This is a genomic window from Flavobacterium sp. AC274 (assembly GCF_979258275.1).
In genome coordinates, this window is record NZ_OZ409852.1 from 1,801,746 (window position 1) to 1,819,651 (window position 17,906).

The following is a 17,906-nucleotide window of genomic DNA, read 5'->3' on the forward strand; positions in this document are numbered from 1 at the left end:
TTATGAAAAAAGATTTTTACGAAATACTAGGCATTTCAAAAAATGCTGACGCTGCCGAAATAAAAAAAGCTTACCGAAAAAGTGCTTTAAAATATCACCCGGATAAAAACCCAGGCGACAAAGAGGCAGAAGAAAACTTTAAACTTGCGGCAGAAGCTTATGAAGTTTTAAGTGATCCTAACAAAAAAGCTAAATACGACCAATACGGACATCAGGCTTTTGATGGTTCTGGCGGATTTGGCGGTGGTGGTCACGGTGGTATGAATATGGATGACATTTTCAGCCAGTTTGGTGATATTTTTGGTGGAGGATTTGGCGGTTTCGGTGGAGGTGGAGGCGGTCCTCGTCGCGCTAAAGGAAGCAATCTTCGAATTAAAGTTAAATTGACTTTAGAAGAAATTGCAAATGGTGTTGAGAAAAAAGTAAAAGTAAAACGTAAAGTTCAGGCAAAAGGAGTTACATACAAAACGTGTTCGACTTGTAATGGTCAGGGACAGGTAATGCGTGTGACAAACACAATTTTGGGTAGAATGCAATCTGCATCAACTTGCCCTACTTGTGGTGGTTCTGGACAAATTCTAGATAAAAGACCTTCTGAAGCAGATGCTCAGGGAATGGTTTTGGAAGATGAAACAGTTTCAATCAAAATTCCTGCAGGAGTTGTTGACGGAATGCAGCTTAAAGTTTCTAACAAAGGAAACGATGCTCCCGGAAACAGTGTTCCTGGTGATTTAATTGTTGCAATTGAAGAGTTGGAACACGAATTTTTGAAACGTGAAGGCGAAAATATTCATTTCGATTTATATATCAGTTTCCCTGAAGCAGTTTTAGGAGTTTCTAAAGATATTGAAGCAATCAACGGAAAAGTTCGTATTAAACTGGAAGAAGGAATTCAATCAGGAAAAATATTAAGATTAAAAGGAAAAGGTATTCCAAGTATTAACGGTTACGGAAGCGGAGATTTACTGGTTCATGTAAATGTATGGACGCCTAAAACACTAAATAAAGAGCAAAAACAATTTTTTGAAAATGCTCTTAATGACGAACACTTTGTTCCAAGTCCTGAAAAATCAGAAAAATCATTTTTTGAAAAAGTAAAAGATATGTTTTCATAACAGAAACTTTTTCTAAAAAGAGAAAATAAATTTTTAAAACCCATTCTGAAGTAAATTTAGAATGGGTTTTTTATGTATTATTACTTAGAATCGCTACTAATTATTTACTTTTACAGTCGCTAGGCCACAATGGTCAAACTGACGTAGAAAATTCTAAAAACAGCATGAGCAACTTACTCGAAGTACATAAAGTCGTAAAACAATATGGCGATTATGTAGCGCTTAACGAAGTTTCATTAAATGTGCCCAAAGGCAGCATTTACGGATTGTTAGGTCCAAATGGAGCTGGAAAAACTTCCCTTATTCGAATCATCAATCAAATTACACTGCCGGATAGCGGTCAGATTATTTTGGATGGAGAAAAATTGCAGCCAAAACATGTGCAGAATATCGGTTATCTTCCGGAAGAAAGAGGTTTGTACACTTCTATGAAAGTGGGAGAGCAATGTTTGTATTTGGCACAAATGAAAGGACTTTCTAAAGCAGAAGCTAAAAAGCAACTCGATTTTTGGTTTGATCGTTTGGGAATCCAGGGTTGGTGGAACAAAAAAATTCAGGAACTTTCTAAAGGAATGGCGCAAAAAATTCAGTTTGTAGTTTGTGTATTGCATAAACCTAAATTGCTGATTTTTGATGAGCCATTTTCCGGTTTTGATCCTGTAAACGCTAATGTTATTAAAGATGAAATTTTGGCATTAAAAGAACAAGGTGCCACAATCATTTTTTCGACACACCGTATGGAAAGCGTTGAGGAACTTTGTGATCATATTGCCTTAATTCATAAATCAAATAAATTAATCGAAGGAAAAGTCAGCGATGTAAAACGCGAGTTTAAAACCAATAGTTTTGAAGTTGGAATCCTGACTAATAATGTTGAAGGTTTGATGTATGACATTACACAAAAGTTTACAGTTTCGCCGGCTAATTTTAAATCTTTAAATGACGATTTAAAACTAAATATTCAGATAGGAAATGCAGCTCCAAACGAGTTATTGCATATTCTGACACAACGCGGACAAGTAACACATTTTGTAGAAAAAATCCCGAGTGTAAACGATATTTTTATTCAGACAGTTACTGAAAAAGTTTAGATTTCAGATTTCAGATTTTAGAGTGAAAACCTGGAATCTAAAATCTAAAGTCAACAATCTAAAATAAAAAATAAAAAAATGAGCATCATTTCGCTGATTATAAAAAGAGAATTTATTGCCAAAGTGCGCAATAAATCTTTTGTTGTTATGACTTTTTTGAGTCCGTTACTGTTTGTGGCAATTGCCGGATTTATTGGTTATTTAAGTTCAATGAAAGCTGAAACCAAACGAATCGCAATTCATGACGAAACAGGTTTGTTTGCAGATGATTTTGTAAAACAGAATAAAAAAGACGGAGAATACAGATATTTAGATCTTTCTCAAATTGATACAAAATCTTTGAAAGACAGTATTGTCAAAGAGAATTTTACAGGTTTAATTATTATTCCCAAAACGAGTAATTTAAAAGACTTAGAAAGTAAAATAGATTTTATTTCGAATAATAGTCCAAGTATTGCTTTTATAGAAAACACGCAGGATGTTATTGCGGATAAAATTACAAAGCTAAATTTCGAAGAGGCAAAATTAGATACATTAGCCATTCAAAAAGCACATGCTGAGGTTAATATCCATTTGGCAAAAGCTTCAGGAGAAGAAAGTTTAAAAGGACTGAACGAAATAAAAATCGGAATTGGCGGTGCTTTCGGATATTTAATTATGATGTTCATTATCATTTATGGAAATATGGTAATGCGAAGCGTGATCGAAGAAAAAACTAATAGAATTATCGAAATCATCATTTCATCAGTAAAACCATTTCAGTTAATGATTGGTAAAATTGTTGGAACTTCCCTTGCCGGATTATTGCAATTTATAATCTGGGCCATAATTGGTTTGGGATTAATGTTTGCAGCTTCAGCATTTTTTGGAGTAAATGTTGGTCCAACAGCCAAAATTCCACCAGGATTAATGCATTCGGCACAACAGGAATTTTCGGGGACAGCACAAATGTATATTAGCGAATTATGGAATTTACCAATTGCCAGTATTATTATTGGTTTTGTGGTTTATTTTATTGGAGGATATTTTTTATATAGCTCATTTTATGCCGCAATTGGCGCAGCGGTCGACAATCAAACCGATTCACAGCAATTTTTGCTGCCTATTATAATGCCGCTTATTTTAAGTGTTTACATCGGATTTTTTACCGTAGTAAACGATCCACACGGAACTGTTGCAATTGTGTTTTCAATGATCCCGTTAACGTCGCCGATTGTAATGTTAATGCGAATTCCGTTTGGCGTACCGTGGTGGCAAATTGCAATTTCGGTATCATTATTGTTTGCAACCTTTTTCCTTGTTGTCTGGTTCGCTGCAAAAATTTACCGAGTAGGTATTTTAATGTACGGCAAAAAACCAACCTGGAAAGAATTGTATAGATGGCTGAAATATTAGTTTTTGTAGTTACAAAGGATCAGAGATGCAAAGGAACAAAGGTTTTTTGAACACTCACTTTCGTAATTTAGAACAAAAATATCTTAGGAAAAGCATAAATTAATAAAATAACGTAGTTTCAAAAGTATATGTTGACAAAGATTTAAACTTTGTACCTCTGAACCTTTGCAACTTTGAACCTCAAAAAGAATGAGTAAAATACTAATTATAGAAGACGAAGCGGCGATCAGACGAGTTTTGGTAAAGATTTTATCAGAAGAAAATGATACGTATCAGGTAGATGAGGCGGAAGATGGTGCGGCGGGACTTGACAAAATAAAAAACAACGATTACGATTTGGTTTTGTGTGATATCAAAATGCCAAAGATGGACGGCGTTGAGGTTTTGGAAGAAGTAAAAAAGATTAAGCCCGAAATTCCTATGGTGATGATTTCCGGTCATGGCGATATGGAAACGGCGATTCATACAATGCGTTTGGGAGCTTTTGATTATATTTCGAAACCGCCGGATTTAAATCGTTTACTGAATACAGTTCGTAATGCTTTAGATAAAAAACAACTTGTAGTTGAAAATAAAATCCTAAAGAAAAAGTTAGTAAGAATTACGAAATGGTAGGTGAGAGCGAAGCCATCAGTCATATTAAATTAATGATTGATAAAGTTGCGCAAACCGAAGCCAGAGTTTTAATTACGGGACCAAACGGAACTGGAAAAGAATTGGTAGCGCATCAATTGCATGAAAAAAGCGAGCGTGCTAATTTTCCTTTAATAGAAGTAAACTGCGCTGCGATTCCGAGTGAATTGATTGAAAGCGAATTATTTGGTCACGTAAAAGGTGCTTTTACATCGGCAGTGAAAGATCGTGCAGGAAAATTTGAAGCAGCAGATAAGGGAACTATTTTCTTAGATGAAATTGGCGATATGAGCCTTTCGGCGCAAGCCAAAGTTTTACGTGCTTTGCAGGAAAGTATGATTACCAGAGTTGGGGCAGAAAAAGATATCAAAGTGGATGTTCGCGTTGTGGCTGCAACTAATAAAGATTTAAAAACAGAAATTGCCGAAGGTCGTTTCCGAGAAGATTTATACCATCGTTTGGCTGTAATTTTGATTAAAGTTCCGCCATTAAACGAGAGACGTGATGATATTCCGGCGTTGATAAGACACTTTGCAGAGAAAATTGCTTCGGAACAAGGAAATGTTGTTAAAGTTTTTTCGCAGCCAGCCATAAAATTATTGCAGGAATACGACTGGACAGGAAATATTCGTGAACTTCGAAATGTAGTCGAAAGACTAATTATTCTGGGAGGAAATGAAATCTCTGAAACAGACGTGAAAATGTTTGCAAGCAAGTAGGTGCTTCGCGCAATAGGCTTTAGGCAATAAGCTTTAAGCTATTAATGATGTAGAATTTTTGCCTATAGCTTATTGCTTAAAGCTTATAGCATTTTAAAATATAAATAATTTTTGCTTATGGCTTATTGCCTAAAGCTTAAAGCATAAAAGAGATGAAATTAAAGAAGATAAACGAGAAGTTACAAGACGCATTAATCGAAAATGGTTTAACAGAAGCTAATATTCTGCAAAAAGAAACTTTTTCGACTATAAAAAGTGGTGCCGATTGTATTATTCTTTCTCCGGAGGGAAGTGGAAAATCGACGACAATTGTATTGAATGTGATTCAGCAATTAGCGGGTCAAACAGAAGAATCGCCACGTGCTTTGATTTTTGTCGAAGACAAAACCAAAGTATTAGAAATGGTAGACCTTTTCGCGAAATACGGAAAATACACCAATCTTGAAGTGTACGGAGTTCACGACAAAGGCGATATGGATTATGATAAAAATTATATTTCAACCGGAATTGATGTTTTAATAGGTACGCCAAATAAATTAAGTGATATGTTTACAACAGCGGGTTATAATGTAAACCGTTTGAAAATGTTCATTTTGGATGATGCAGATCCTATTTTGAAATTGCGTCATGAAACTAAAATTATGCGTATTTCTAATAGTATTCCTAAAACACAGCGAATCATTTTTGCTGAAATACTAACAGAACGTATAGAAATTTTAGCAGATAAAATGTTGCTTGAACCTTTTTTATTTGACATGGATGAAGAAGGTGAAGAAGAATTGGACGAAGAAGAAGGTTTTATCGAAGAGGAGTAATTTATAGTCTCAGTTCTCAGTCTCAGTTTTCTATACTATAAACTGAGACGGGAACTGAGAACTGCAAATTAGAAACTAAACTATATGGAAATACTCAAGACCTTTAAATTTCTAACAATTGTGCTTTTACTATTTTTTGTTGTTATTTATATTTTGGTAGTTTCTTATGTATATTTTAATCAGGTTGGAATGATTTTTCAAAGTGCAAGACTTCCAAAAGATTTTAAGTTTGATTATCAGCAAAAATTTGAAGAATTAAATATTAAATCGTTTGACGGAATTAATTTGAACGGTTTGTTATTCAAAGCTGAAAACTCTAAAGGTTTGATTTTTTATCTCCATGGAAACGCCGGAACATTAGAAACCTGGGGGAAAATTGGAAAAGTGTATACCAAACTGGGGTATGATATTTTTATTTTGGATTACAGAAGTTTTGGGAAAAGTGAAGGAGAAATCGAAAATGAAGATCAATTAAATAAGGATGTTTCTGTTGTTTATAAAAAAATGCTTGAAAGATATCCTGAAGATAAAATCATTATTACGGGTTATTCAATAGGTTCTGGATTGGCAACTATTTTAGCTTCTCAAAACAAACCCAAAGCTTTAATTCTTCAGGCGCCTTATTATAGTTTTACAGAATTATCGAGTTCGAGAGTTCCGTTTTTTCCTAATTTCATGAAGAAGTTTAGTTTAGAAACAAGTGATTATTTGCCAAAAATAAAAGGACCCATTTATATTTTTCACGGAATAGAAGATCAATTGATTCCATTTAAAAATTCAGTTCGATTGAATGAATTATTGAAGTCAGATAAAAATTTGTTTCTGCTGAAAAACCAGGATCATATAGGAATAAATGAAAATGAAGATTTTCAAAATCAGCTAAAAATAATATTACAATAAAAAATTAAAATTAAATGTTATGGGACTAATGAAGGTGTTTTCAGGAAGTGAAGTATTAGCAATTGCTTTACAGGAAAGATTAGAACAAGCGGGAGTAGAAACCGTAAAAAAAGATAATATTCAATCAGCGCGTATGGGAGGTTTTCCTATGTCAGACGTTGCGGTAGAAGTTTTTATTCAGGAAACAGATTTTGCAAAAGCAAATCCGGTTATTGAAGATTTTAGAATGAGTATCTAAATTAGTTTTCAGTCGCAGTTTACAGTCTCAGTAAAGATGAAAACCGCGACTGAAAACTGAAAAACTACAAAATATGCAATATAAAATGCTGGTACTCGACATGGATGATACCTTGTTGACAGACGATCATAAAATTTCAGAATTAAATAAAAAAGTACTTCTTGAAGCTCAGGCAAAAGGGGTGCATGTTGTTTTGGCTTCAGGTCGCCCAACATCGGCAATGACGGCTTATGCCAAAGAATTAGAATTAGACTTAAACGATTCGTATATTATTTCGTTTAATGGCGCTGTAATTAGTACGGCAAAAGATGACCTTATATTATTTGAACAGTGTTTAACTCCGGAGCAAATTCATGATTTATACGATTATAGTGTAAAGATGAAAACACATATCATCACCTATCTTGATGGTGAAATAGTCAGTGAGACAGACTCTGAATATATCGAAATCGAAAAAGATATCACAGGATTGCCTCATAATAAAGTGTCTGATTTTAAAGCTGCAGTAACTAAACCTGCTGTAAAATGTATTTTATTGGCAGAACCTTCATACTTAAAAGAAGTAGAAAAAGATTTAAAGTTAGCAATGCCACATTTGAGTGTCGCTATGTCTAAACCTTTTTTCCTGGAAGCTGCTCAAAATGGCATTGATAAAGCAAACAGCTTAAAACTTTTGGCAGAAAAACTAAATATTCACCAAAGTGAAATTATTGCTGTTGGAAATGCAGGAAATGATTTAACAATGATCGAATATGCCGGTTTAGGTGTTTGGGTTGATAATGTGACACCAGAATTGCGTGACAGAGCCAATGTAATTGTGGCTTCAAATAACAATGACGGAGTTGCTGAAGTGGTACAACGTTATATCTTAAATAATTACATTCATGAAGAAATCAATTGAGACAGAACGTTTGCTTTTGAGAGAATTAAACCTTTCAGATGCAGCTGGAATGTTTGAATTGGATTCTAACCCAAATGTGCATATTTTTCTGGTAAAAAAACCAGTAAAGAATATTGAGGAAAGTATAAGTCAGATTGAAAATATCCAACAGCAATATGCAGATTTTGGAACTGGCCGCTGGGCTGTTGTTCTAAAAGAAACCAATGAGTTTCTAGGCTGGTCAGGAATAAAATTCATTACAAATGAAATCAATAATCATAAAGATTTTTATGAAATTGGTTATCGTTTCATCGAAAAACATTGGGGAAAAGGATACGCAACCGAAGCAGGAAAAGCTTTTATAGCATATGCTTTTAATGAAATGAAGGTAGACTCTCTTTATGCTTATGCAGATGAAGGAAATGAAAACTCAAGAAAGATTCTTGAAAAACTGGGTTTTCAGTACATAAATTCGTTTTTGTATGAAGACGAATTAGAAGTTTGGTACGAATTTAAAAATCCGAACAAATAATATTAAATCAGAGAAATGTGTCCCAAATCTTTATAAACTTTCGTAATGAGTTTGCAAAGATTTGGAAAACAGCTCGTTGTTTTTATTCTCTGAGAAATTAATTCTTTATTATTTTTTAGCTACAGAAACAAAATATTTATTTCCATCACCCATTGTTAGTTTTACACGTTCGTCGCAAAGATCAATAGCAAAATTCACACTTTCGTAACAGCTGCAAGTAGTGTTTTTATCTTTAGACATTTCAGTTTTGCAATTGTTGTTTTTAAAAGTAGCTAATTGCGGCGTATACAAGCTTACTAAATCTGTAGAAGCCGTTACTAAAGAAATTATACTTGCAGAATTGTTGTTCGCAATTCTATATACAATTCTATCAGTATAGTTTACTTCGTTTACAGTTACTTTACGAATGTAGGTATAAGCAGTTGATCCTTCACCTGGTTCTTTTACTTCAAACTTAAAACCAACCGCACGAATAGCAATGTCAAATTGTGATTGAGAGTTTAAACTCGCCCAATTTGTCAAAGTACTAATAGATGGGAATGGATTAGTAGTAGCGGGAGCAGCAGGTTGTTGCGTTTGCGCTTGCGAAGTGAAAAAGGTTAAGAACATCAAGCAGATTGTGGGTAAAAATGCTTTCATAATAAGTGTGGATTTTTTTAATTTTTTGCCTACTCTTTATGGTTTTCGGCTTACCCATTTTTATTTATAACAAAACAACAATATAACGACTAAATTTCAAAATTGTTATGGTTAAATCTACGGTTTATTAAATTATTTTATGTTAAAATTTTTATCTAATAATAGCATAACTTCAAACGATGATTTTTTTAAAGCTAAATGTAAGAAAAATTTAATTTAACTGTAAAAAAATGTACTTAACCGACAAAATTTGCTTTTAATCGATGTTTTGTCATTTTATTCTTATTGAATTATTTTTTCTCTTTACAAATAAAACTTATTTTTTGATTCTACGAATACAGTTTAATGTTTTTTTAGTCCTGTTTTAATAGATGTTTACTGCAAAATATTGATATATAGTATATTATTGATTTTATTTTAAAGAATATTGTATGTAAATTTGCAAACTCTCTAAATTGAGATGTAAATATAATATCTTACTACTTAAAACGTAGTGTATTCCTATGGAAAATAGAAAAAAGTTGCTTTTTATACGCTTGGATGCAAATTGAATTTCTCAGAAACTTCTACAATTGCCAGAAACTTTAATGATGAAGGGTTTGATCGTGTTGATTTTGAAGAAGTAGCCGACATTTATGTGATCAATACCTGTTCTGTAACTGAAAATGCAGATAAACAATTTAAGCAGGTTGTAAAAAAGGCGATGAAACTAAACGAAAAGGCTTTTGTTGCCGCCGTGGGTTGTTATGCACAATTAAAACCGGAAGAATTAGCCGCTGTTGATGGTGTTGATTTGGTTTTGGGTGCTACCGAGAAATTTAAAATTACCGATTATATTCACGATTTAAGCAAAAACGATATGGGTGAAGTGCACTCATGCGAAATTGCTGAAGCCGATTTTTATGTAGGAAGTTATTCTATTGGCGATCGTACGCGCGCTTTCCTGAAAGTTCAGGATGGCTGCGATTATAAATGTACATATTGTACAATTCCGTTAGCAAGAGGGATTTCGAGAAGTGATGCTTTAGAAAATGTTTTAGAAAATGCCAAAGAAATTTCGAAGCAAAACATCAAAGAAATTGTTTTGACCGGAGTAAATATTGGAGATTACGGAAAAGGAGAGTTCGGAAATAAAAAACACGAACATACTTTTCTTGATTTAGTTCAGGCTTTGGATAAAGTAGAAGGAATCGAACGTTTGAGAATTTCGTCCATCGAACCTAATTTACTGAAAAACGAAACGATAGAATTTGTTTCTAAAAGCAGAACTTTTGTACCGCATTTTCATATTCCGCTGCAATCCGGAAGCAATGATATTTTAAAATTGATGAAACGCCGTTACTTACGTGAAGTATATACAGAACGCGTGAATAAAATTCGTGAAGTGATGCCGCACGCTTGTATTGGAGTTGATGTAATTGTTGGCTTTCCCGGAGAAACTGACGAGCACTTTTTAGAGACATATCATTTCCTGAATGAAATGGATATCTCGTATTTACATGTATTTACGTATTCTGAAAGAGATAATACTGAAGCTGCCAATATGCCTGGAAGTGTTCCTGCAAATGTTAGAGCAAAACGCAGTAAAATGTTGCGAGGATTATCAGTAAAAAAACGTCGCGCTTTTTACGAAAGTCAGTTAGGGACAAACCGAACCGTTTTGTTCGAAAGTGAAAATAAAGAAGGATATATACACGGTTTTACCGAAAACTACGTAAAAGTAAAAACACCATGGAACCCTGAATTGATTAATACATTGCAAGAAATCAATTTAACAAAAATTGACGAAGACGGAAGTGTTCGATTAGAATTTTTAAACAAATTAGCAGAAGCGTAGCAATATACATAAGTGAGTTATTGTAAGGAACGAAGCGATGGTAAAAAACACAAAAGCCCTTTTTTATTTAAAAAGGGCTTTTTCATTTTCTATAAAATTATTCTATTTCTTTTCTTGCTGAAGCATTAATTTCAATGAATTAATATAATCTGTGTCAAATTCAATTACTCTGATTTTTTCGGGGTTAAAACTTAATTCACCACCAAACTGACCTTTTGTGTCTAAAAAATCAATTGTAAGTTCTTCCTCGTTCAATTCGATCAATTTACCCAAATAAGCTGATTTTGCTGATTTTTTGGAGATCTGTAAAATGCCATATTTATTGTTTATGAAATTTACAATCGACGCCAAATCCCTTATCGGAATAATATCTTCGGCATTTGTTTTTAAACCTTTCAGGCGAATTACTTTTTCGGTAAATTCCAGATCTTCATCTCTGTGAACAGCTTCGATATTCTTGTTTTTTAAAATCACAAATCCATCCAAAATAAAATCTACCGGATTGTTTCTTAATAAAATCCAGTCATCAGAATAGTCAATAAGAAAGCCCGTAAAAAGCTCTTTTTTGTCGCTAAATTCTATTGCAATTAATTGTCTTAAATATTGTTCCATCATAATTTTTTTAAAATTCCAATTTTTTAAAACTCAAATTCCAATTCTCGCTGCTCGATTCCAATTTCAACAAATAATTGGAATTTGGAATTTGTTTTTTAGAATTTATGTTTTTAAGGCTTTTAGATCTTTGTCAAAGTTTCAAACTTTGACAAAGATTAAGGTACGATAGTTTTTATGAAATTCCAATAAATAATTAAATTCCAAATTCCAATTCCCGTAATTCAATTAAAATTTCCACAAGCAATTGGAATTTGGAATTTAAAAATATTGGAATTTAATTCACCTTATGGGTTTGTCGACCAAATACTGCTATTTTTTATAAAAACCCTGCTGTTTAATTTCAGTTGTGCAATAATTAATTCAGCAATATCTTCAGATTGCATAACCTTTTCAGGATTACCATCTGTCAGGTTCAAATCTTTTGCCATATCAGTCGCAACTGTACTTGGCGTTAAGGCAGTAACGCGAATATTGTGTTTTCTCATTTCCTGCATTAAAGAATCTGTTAATCCTAAAAGAGCAAATTTTGAAGCACTGTAAGCACTTGTTAACGCATTTCCGTTTAATCCCGCAGTAGATGAAATATTAATAATATCTCCCGTTTGTCTTTCAATCATATTGGGGATAACGGCACGAGTTGTGTAATATGTCCCCATTAAATTTACCTGAATAATTTTTTCCCACGCATCCGGTTCTAATTCCAGGAATTTCCCAAAAGAAGCAATTCCCGCATTATTGATTAGAATATCGATGGTCTTAAATTCTGCCAAAGTTTTTTCAACAGCTTTGTTTATAGAGTTAATGTCTGAAACATCTGCAGAAAGAGCTAATGATTTTACACCCAAATTTGAAGTTTCAATCGCAAGCTGATCAACGTCTGTTTGTGTTCTTGAGACTAAAATTACATTTACGCCTTCTTTGGCTAATGCAATCGCGATTGCTTTTCCAATTCCTTTTCCTGCTCCAGTAATTAGTGCATTTTTATTTTTTAAGTCCGTCATGATTTATATGTTAGAAATGCAAAAAGCATCATTTTAAGTCATACAAAAATAAAGCTTTTGATAACTAAAATGATGCTTTTAGAAGTTTTCTTAAACTAAGTTTAACAAACTGTTTTTATTCTTTTAAAACCATATCAATGCACATTACAGCTGCAAGAATTAATTGTCTTAACGGACTCTCAGGTGCTACAGTTTCTTCTATTTGAAGTACGTAATTATCAGCACTTGTAAAAAGCTCTCTTCCCATTCCTGCCCATTTTTTGCTAACCTGAGCAAGCTGTTTGTTTTCGTGCGAAAATTTAAAATCCCAACCTGTCCATTTTCCCTGAAGCGTTGCAACCGGTTTTTCGTTTTTATCCAAAATTTCAAATTTCCCTCCAAATGAAAAGAATTTCTGTTTAAAAGTTCCCACCAAACGATCTTTTTCGTCCAAAACTTCAACAGTAGAACGAAACCAGGCGATTCCGCGTTTTACCGAAATTAATTTTTCTCCGGAAGCTGTTGTAATTTCAATATCAAAAGGTGTCATTCTTTTATAATCGGTGAAACGGAAAACTTTGGTAAAAAAACCAAGATTATTTTCACGGCAATTCATGATAATCTGATTGCTTTCAGTATCATAAATGTCATAATTGTTTGCGGCCTTGAACATTCCAACGTGTTCTTTTACAAGAAATAGATTTTGATTTAAGATTGGGTTCATTAAGTTTTGTTTGAAATTGATTTATAAATATTTTAATTTATTCTAAGAGAAAGCGCACTTGCACATTGCTTACAATTTTTATTTTTTCAAATTCAATGTTAGGTTGATTAATTGATTCTTCAGAATAATAGCTTCCTCCTGTTCTAATTGCTATTCCGGCGACGTTGCCCATTAATTGATTTGAAATATCTTCAAAGTTATTGATTTGAATGGCATTTCCAACTTTTTGGCTTAAAGGTTTCGTTAAACTTTCAGCAATTTGTTTGGCACGGAGAATGGCTTTTTCGTTTATCAAAAGACGAATATTTTTTTGCTGGTCGTTTTCAATTTTCTCAATTTGAACATTCGAGATGCCAATTTTTTCTAATCCCAGAAAAACCTTTGAAGCCGTTTTAGCATCGCCAACTAAAACAGAATAGGATTTACTTTTGAAAACGTCATTTTGTTTTAAAAGATAAAATTTAAAATTGCTCGACATATCGCTCACACTCACGTTTTTATCTGTGTTGATTCCAATTTCCTTTAATTTCTGGATCATTTCTTTTTCAAGATCTTCTACAGATTTTTTTCCTTTTGAATCTTTTTCGGTTAATAAAACATTAATCCAGATTTTATTCGGTAAAACTAATGTATCAGCCTGACCGGAAACTTCAATAAAAGGTTTTTCATAAATACTTTTAGTTTGAGAAAAAGCATTTATGGTGATGAATATTAATAGTGCAAAAAGTAGATTTTTCATTTGTATAAAAATTAAATAATTAAATGAGTGTAAGTTGTAAAGTTTAATTAAACACATAGAAACATAGGTCTCTATTTTTGAAAAGAATATAAAAGAAACTAGTTTCTCAAAAATAGCTCTGTGTGTTAATGCAAGTGAAACGCCTTTTTAGGTTTGCAAAAATCTATGTTTCTATGTGTTAAAATATTTTATCTCAACAGTTTAAATAGTGACTAATATGTAATAAGATATTGATTTAATAAACCTGTTTTGCGCTTTCAATAAGTCGGATAAATTCTGCTTTATAGCCTTCAGAATCGTTTGTTGTTCCTTGTTTGGCTAATTTTAAAATATCTTCGGATGATTTATTTGTAATTAGTTTTGAATCTCTCAATTTTAGTCCAAACCACGCAACCGCCGTACTGAATTTAAAATCATCACTTGATTTTTCTAAAGAAACCGATTTATTTTCGATCACTTTTACCATTTCTATGCTTTTATCGCCATCTGGTTTTTTGTAACGGAATTTTACCGTAGCCAATTCACCAGCATAGTTATTCGTGCTTTCGGGAACTGTAGTATATTTTAAAGCATCAGGCTGTTGGTTTAGGTAGTCGCTCGTAACTCCGGCCGGAATAATTTCATACAAAGCCGTAACGGTATGATTGCTTCCTAATTCGCCTGCATCGATCGCATCATTTTTAAAATCTTCGGGACGTAATTTTCTGTTTTCGTATCCAATTAAGCGATACGCCTGAACTTGTTTTGGGTTAAATTCTATTTGAATTTTTACATCTTTTGCAATCGCAAACATTGAACCTTTAAACTCTTTTCCTAAAAAACGATTTGCTTCCTGAATGTTATCGATATACGCATAATTTCCATTTCCTTTATCAGCCAGCGTTTCCATTTTACTGTCTTTGTAATTGCCCATTCCGTAACCCAAACAAGTAAGGAAAACGCCTGATTTTCTTTTCTCTTCAATCAGTTTTTCCATGTCGGAGTTAGAAGTACTGCCTACATTAAAATCACCATCCGTTGCCAGAATCACTCTGTTATTTCCATTTTTAATGAAATTTTCAGCAGCAATTTTATATGCCAGTTCAATTCCGGCTCCTCCGGCAGTACTTCCTCCGGCATTTAAGTTTTCGAGCGCATCAACAATTGTTTTTTTCTCATCTCCAGATGTCGGAGCTAAAACCAATCCAGCAGCGCCCGCATAAACTACAATCGCAACTTTGTCCTTATTACGCAACTCGTTTACCAATATTTTTAAAGATTGTTTCAGCAAAGGCAATTTATTAGGATCACTCATTGAACCCGAAACATCAATTAGAAAAACAAGATTGGATGCCGGTAAATCGTTTGTTGGAATGTTTTTTCCCTGTAAACCAATTTTCAAAACTCTGTTTTTAGCATTCCACGGAGATTCGCTTATTTCTGTATTAATAGAAAAAGGATTTTGATCTTGCGGTTGCGGATAAGTGTATTTAAAGAAGTTGACCATTTCCTCCACACGAACAGCATCTTTAGGAACTTCTTGTCCGTTATTAATAAAACGTCTCACATTCGTGTAAGAAGCATTGTCAACATCAATCGAAAAAGTAGAAAGCGGAGCTGTTTTCGGGCTTTCAAAAGCATTTTCTACAAAAGCGTCATAATCTTCGTTATTTGGTTCAGTTGGTTGAATTGTATTGACAGGTTTTAATTTGTCGTTAACCTCTTTTTCAGAAAGATTTTTATACATTTCATTTTTAGTAGCAATAACTACAACGCCGTTTGCACCTTTAGTTCCATAAATAGCAGTTGAGTTAGTATCTTTTAAAACTTTTACATCCTGAATATCGTTCGGGTTTATTTGTGCCATTTGGTCCGCTTTTATGGCAACTCCGTCTACAATATACATTGGTTCATTTTTAGATGAAATAGATTGAGTACCACGAATTGCAATAGTCGATCCGGAAATATATTGCGAACTATTTTGTACACTTGGCGCAATTAAAGTTCTTCCCTGAACAGATTGGCTGACTGATTTCGTCGCCATCTTTCTTTTCTCAGATCGATAACTATTATCTTCATATTCTGAAGCAGTTCCATAACCTACAACCACAACTTCTTCTAGATGATTACTGTCATCTGCCATTTTTACATTGATGACATTTGATTTTTTAACTGAGATATTTTGGGTTTTCATTCCGATATAGCTAAAAACCAAAACATCTCCGGTTTGTGCCTGAATAAAATATTTTCCATCAAAATCTGTTAGTGCTGTTTTTGTAGTTTTTTTAACGGTTACTGTAACTCCTGGAAGTGGTACATTAACATTATCGGTTACTATTCCCGTAATCGTTTTTTCCTGCGCGAATGTTACGAAACATATAAGCATAGTAATGGCTGATGAAATAAGTTTTAGACTTTTCATGATAGTGATTTTTTAAATTAATGTTCGGAATTTATCTTTGCCAAAGCCTCAACCTCTGGCAAAGATTTTTTGAAGTAAGAATTATTTTTTGTTGATCGGTTTTCCTGTTTTCGTGGTGATGATTACAACTCCTTTTTTTCCTTTTTCGCCATATTTTGATGTGGCTTCCAGATCCTGAAGTATTGTAATGGTTTTAATTTCCTGTTTGTCTAAAGGCGCATACGGACTTGTTGGATTTGGACCATATAAATCATTTTCAGAATAATAAATTCCGTCAATAATATATAAAGGTTCGTCCAGAATTACTAATGAATCTACATTTGAAGGTTCAAGATTTGAAAGTTCGGCCGACATCATTTTGTCTTTTTTGGCGTCATCGCTATTGGCCATCGCATTTCCGTTTATAACCACAAGCGGAGCACTTTTTTTAGCTTTTACAGAAGATTGCTTTTCAGCGAAAGCTACTCGGGCAGATTCTTTTTGTACTGCTTTTGAATAACCGAAACTTTCATTTTTATCTTGTTCGACAGCAACTTCTTCTTCTGCGTATTTTGGTGCAGATTGAACCGGAGCTGCCACAACGACCTCATTAAGAACTGGTGCTGCCGATACTGCATCTGCAGTTCCTTCGCTAAAAGAACGTTGTATTTCGTTTACCGCTACTTTTTGCTGTTGTTGAATTTGTTTGTCCAGAATTTTAACAGCATCTTCTTTCGGAACTATTTCAGAATTTTCAACAGCAACACCATCTTTTTCTACAACAGCATTCTGAGTTTTCGTTTCAACAGAATCAGTAACGACAACTTGATTATTTTGAATCTCTTTTGTTTTATCTGATAGGAAAAACTGCGATCCTAAAGAAATTAATAATAAAAGAGACGCTGCAATGGCAATTTTTTTCCATAACGCGATTGTTTTTTTATCTTCTTTTTTGTCGAGTTTCTCTTCAACGCGCGACCAGACTTTTTCCATTCCCGGAAAATCTTTCAGCTCAGAATTTTGCGCTGCCTCTTTAAATTTATCGAATATTTTATCTTGATTGTCCATGACTACTTTGCTTTTTGGTAATACAATTTGTTTACTAATTCCTTCAACTTGGTTTTAGAAGCGTTCAATTGTGATTTTGATGTTCCTTCAGAAATGTTGAGCATGCTGGCTATTTCCTTGTGTCCGTAACCTTCTATAACAAAAAGGTTGAAAACAGTTTTACAGCCATCCGGAATATGATTCAATAAATTGAGCAAATCTTCTTCTTCGAGCGAATTGATCTCGTCAGTAAAAGGTTGCGAAAGCAGTTTGACATCATCCAAATACATATTAAAGTTTGTATTTTTCTTGATCGTTGCCAAACAATGGTTAACCGCTATTTTTCTTGCCCATGCCTCAAAAGCTTTATCTTCTTTTAGCTGTTCTATTTTTGTAAAGATGGTATAGAAAGCATCAGCCATGGCTTCTTCAATTTCTTCTTCCTTCTTTAAGTATCGTTTGCAAACGCGATACAGTTTTGGAGCCATATGCTCATAAACCTGACGCTGTGCGTCGCGGTTCATTTTTTTGCAGCCGGATATTTGATTTTCGTTTATCACAATTGGTGTCTTTCTTATATAGAGAGATAAAAAGATAAAAAGGTTGGGACGAGGTTAAAAAAAAGTT

At 33.5% G+C, this 17,906-nt stretch carries 16 protein-coding genes and 2 pseudogenes; 10 read left to right on the forward strand and 8 right to left on the reverse strand.

Annotated features, from left to right (window positions below):
- The first annotated feature begins 2 nt into the window (after positions 1 to 2).
- The 9 genes and pseudogenes from dnaJ to ACZZZT_RS08455 all read left to right on the forward strand — a co-directional run bounded on the left by dnaJ (position 3) and on the right by ACZZZT_RS08455 (position 8,318).
- Positions 3 to 1,115, forward strand: a complete 1,113-nt coding sequence (gene dnaJ / locus ACZZZT_RS08415; protein ID WP_073395470.1) for a molecular chaperone DnaJ — start codon at positions 3 to 5, stop codon at positions 1,113 to 1,115.
- A 164-nt stretch (positions 1,116 to 1,279) separates the two neighbouring features.
- Entirely contained in the window at positions 1,280 to 2,206 is a 927-nt protein-coding gene (locus ACZZZT_RS08420; RefSeq protein WP_463460029.1) for an ABC transporter ATP-binding protein, read from the forward strand.
- 78 nt (positions 2,207 to 2,284) lie between these two features.
- Positions 2,285 to 3,601, forward strand: a complete 1,317-nt coding sequence (locus ACZZZT_RS08425; RefSeq protein ID WP_463460030.1) for an ABC transporter permease — start codon at positions 2,285 to 2,287, stop codon at positions 3,599 to 3,601.
- 189 nt (positions 3,602 to 3,790) lie between these two features.
- Positions 3,791 to 4,953, forward strand: a pseudogene (locus ACZZZT_RS08430) (sigma-54-dependent transcriptional regulator).
- 152 nt (positions 4,954 to 5,105) lie between these two features.
- Positions 5,106 to 5,768 carry a DEAD/DEAH box helicase gene (locus ACZZZT_RS08435; protein WP_073395467.1) on the forward strand — a complete coding sequence of 221 codons (663 nt, stop codon included), beginning with the start codon at positions 5,106 to 5,108 and terminating at the stop codon, positions 5,766 to 5,768.
- 84 nt (positions 5,769 to 5,852) lie between these two features.
- Positions 5,853 to 6,668 (forward strand): alpha/beta hydrolase, encoded by an 816-nt coding sequence (locus tag ACZZZT_RS08440; RefSeq protein WP_463460031.1) that lies wholly within the window; start codon positions 5,853 to 5,855, stop codon positions 6,666 to 6,668.
- Between the two features lie 19 nt (positions 6,669 to 6,687).
- The gene (locus ACZZZT_RS08445) at positions 6,688 to 6,906 is read left to right on the forward strand and encodes a putative signal transducing protein (protein WP_042565152.1); all 219 of its coding nucleotides are present in this window, start codon (positions 6,688 to 6,690) and stop codon (positions 6,904 to 6,906) included.
- Positions 6,907 to 6,979: 73 nt separating this feature from the next.
- Entirely contained in the window at positions 6,980 to 7,807 is an 828-nt protein-coding gene (locus ACZZZT_RS08450) for a Cof-type HAD-IIB family hydrolase (protein WP_073395465.1), read from the forward strand.
- Positions 7,791 to 8,318 (forward strand): GNAT family N-acetyltransferase, encoded by a 528-nt coding sequence (locus tag ACZZZT_RS08455; protein WP_463460032.1) that lies wholly within the window; start codon positions 7,791 to 7,793, stop codon positions 8,316 to 8,318. Before ACZZZT_RS08450 ends, ACZZZT_RS08455 begins: the two co-directional genes overlap by 17 nt.
- Positions 8,319 to 8,426: 108 nt before the next feature.
- Here the strand turns inward: ACZZZT_RS08455 and ACZZZT_RS08460 are convergent, their stop codons facing one another.
- Positions 8,427 to 8,957, reverse strand: coding sequence for a hypothetical protein (locus tag ACZZZT_RS08460; RefSeq protein ID WP_042565155.1), 531 nt, complete (start codon positions 8,955 to 8,957; stop codon positions 8,427 to 8,429).
- Positions 8,958 to 9,471: 514 nt separating this feature from the next.
- Between ACZZZT_RS08460 and mtaB the strand changes: the two are divergent.
- Positions 9,472 to 10,794, forward strand: a pseudogene (mtaB, locus tag ACZZZT_RS08465) (tRNA (N(6)-L-threonylcarbamoyladenosine(37)-C(2))-methylthiotransferase MtaB); the annotation flags it as partial.
- Positions 10,795 to 10,896: 102 nt separating this feature from the next.
- Here mtaB and ACZZZT_RS08470 read toward each other — a convergent pair.
- The 7 genes from ACZZZT_RS08470 to ACZZZT_RS08500 all read right to left on the reverse strand — a co-directional run bounded on the left by ACZZZT_RS08470 (position 10,897) and on the right by ACZZZT_RS08500 (position 17,803).
- On the reverse strand, positions 10,897 to 11,406 hold the full coding sequence (locus ACZZZT_RS08470) for a hypothetical protein (protein WP_463462399.1): 510 nt from the start codon (positions 11,404 to 11,406) through the stop codon (positions 10,897 to 10,899).
- A gap of 287 nt (positions 11,407 to 11,693) precedes the next feature.
- Positions 11,694 to 12,410, reverse strand: a complete 717-nt coding sequence (locus ACZZZT_RS08475; protein ID WP_463460033.1) for a 3-ketoacyl-ACP reductase — start codon at positions 12,408 to 12,410, stop codon at positions 11,694 to 11,696.
- 115 nt (positions 12,411 to 12,525) lie between these two features.
- Positions 12,526 to 13,113: an LURP-one-related/scramblase family protein gene (locus ACZZZT_RS08480; protein ID WP_463460034.1), complete on the reverse strand. Its 588-nt coding sequence runs from the start codon at positions 13,111 to 13,113 to the stop codon at positions 12,526 to 12,528.
- A 37-nt stretch (positions 13,114 to 13,150) separates the two neighbouring features.
- On the reverse strand, positions 13,151 to 13,852 hold the full coding sequence (locus tag ACZZZT_RS08485) for an SIMPL domain-containing protein (RefSeq protein WP_463460035.1): 702 nt from the start codon (positions 13,850 to 13,852) through the stop codon (positions 13,151 to 13,153).
- Positions 13,853 to 14,087: 235 nt separating this feature from the next.
- A complete protein-coding gene (locus tag ACZZZT_RS08490; protein ID WP_463460036.1) occupies positions 14,088 to 16,253 on the reverse strand; it encodes a vWA domain-containing protein in 2,166 nt (721 codons plus the stop codon).
- 81 nt (positions 16,254 to 16,334) lie between these two features.
- Complete coding sequence (locus ACZZZT_RS08495; RefSeq protein ID WP_463460037.1) at positions 16,335 to 17,300, reverse strand: hypothetical protein; 966 nt, start codon at positions 17,298 to 17,300, stop codon at positions 16,335 to 16,337.
- A 2-nt stretch (positions 17,301 to 17,302) separates the two neighbouring features.
- Positions 17,303 to 17,803, reverse strand: coding sequence for a sigma-70 family RNA polymerase sigma factor (locus tag ACZZZT_RS08500; protein WP_115846903.1), 501 nt, complete (start codon positions 17,801 to 17,803; stop codon positions 17,303 to 17,305).
- Positions 17,804 to 17,906 lie beyond the last annotated feature (103 nt).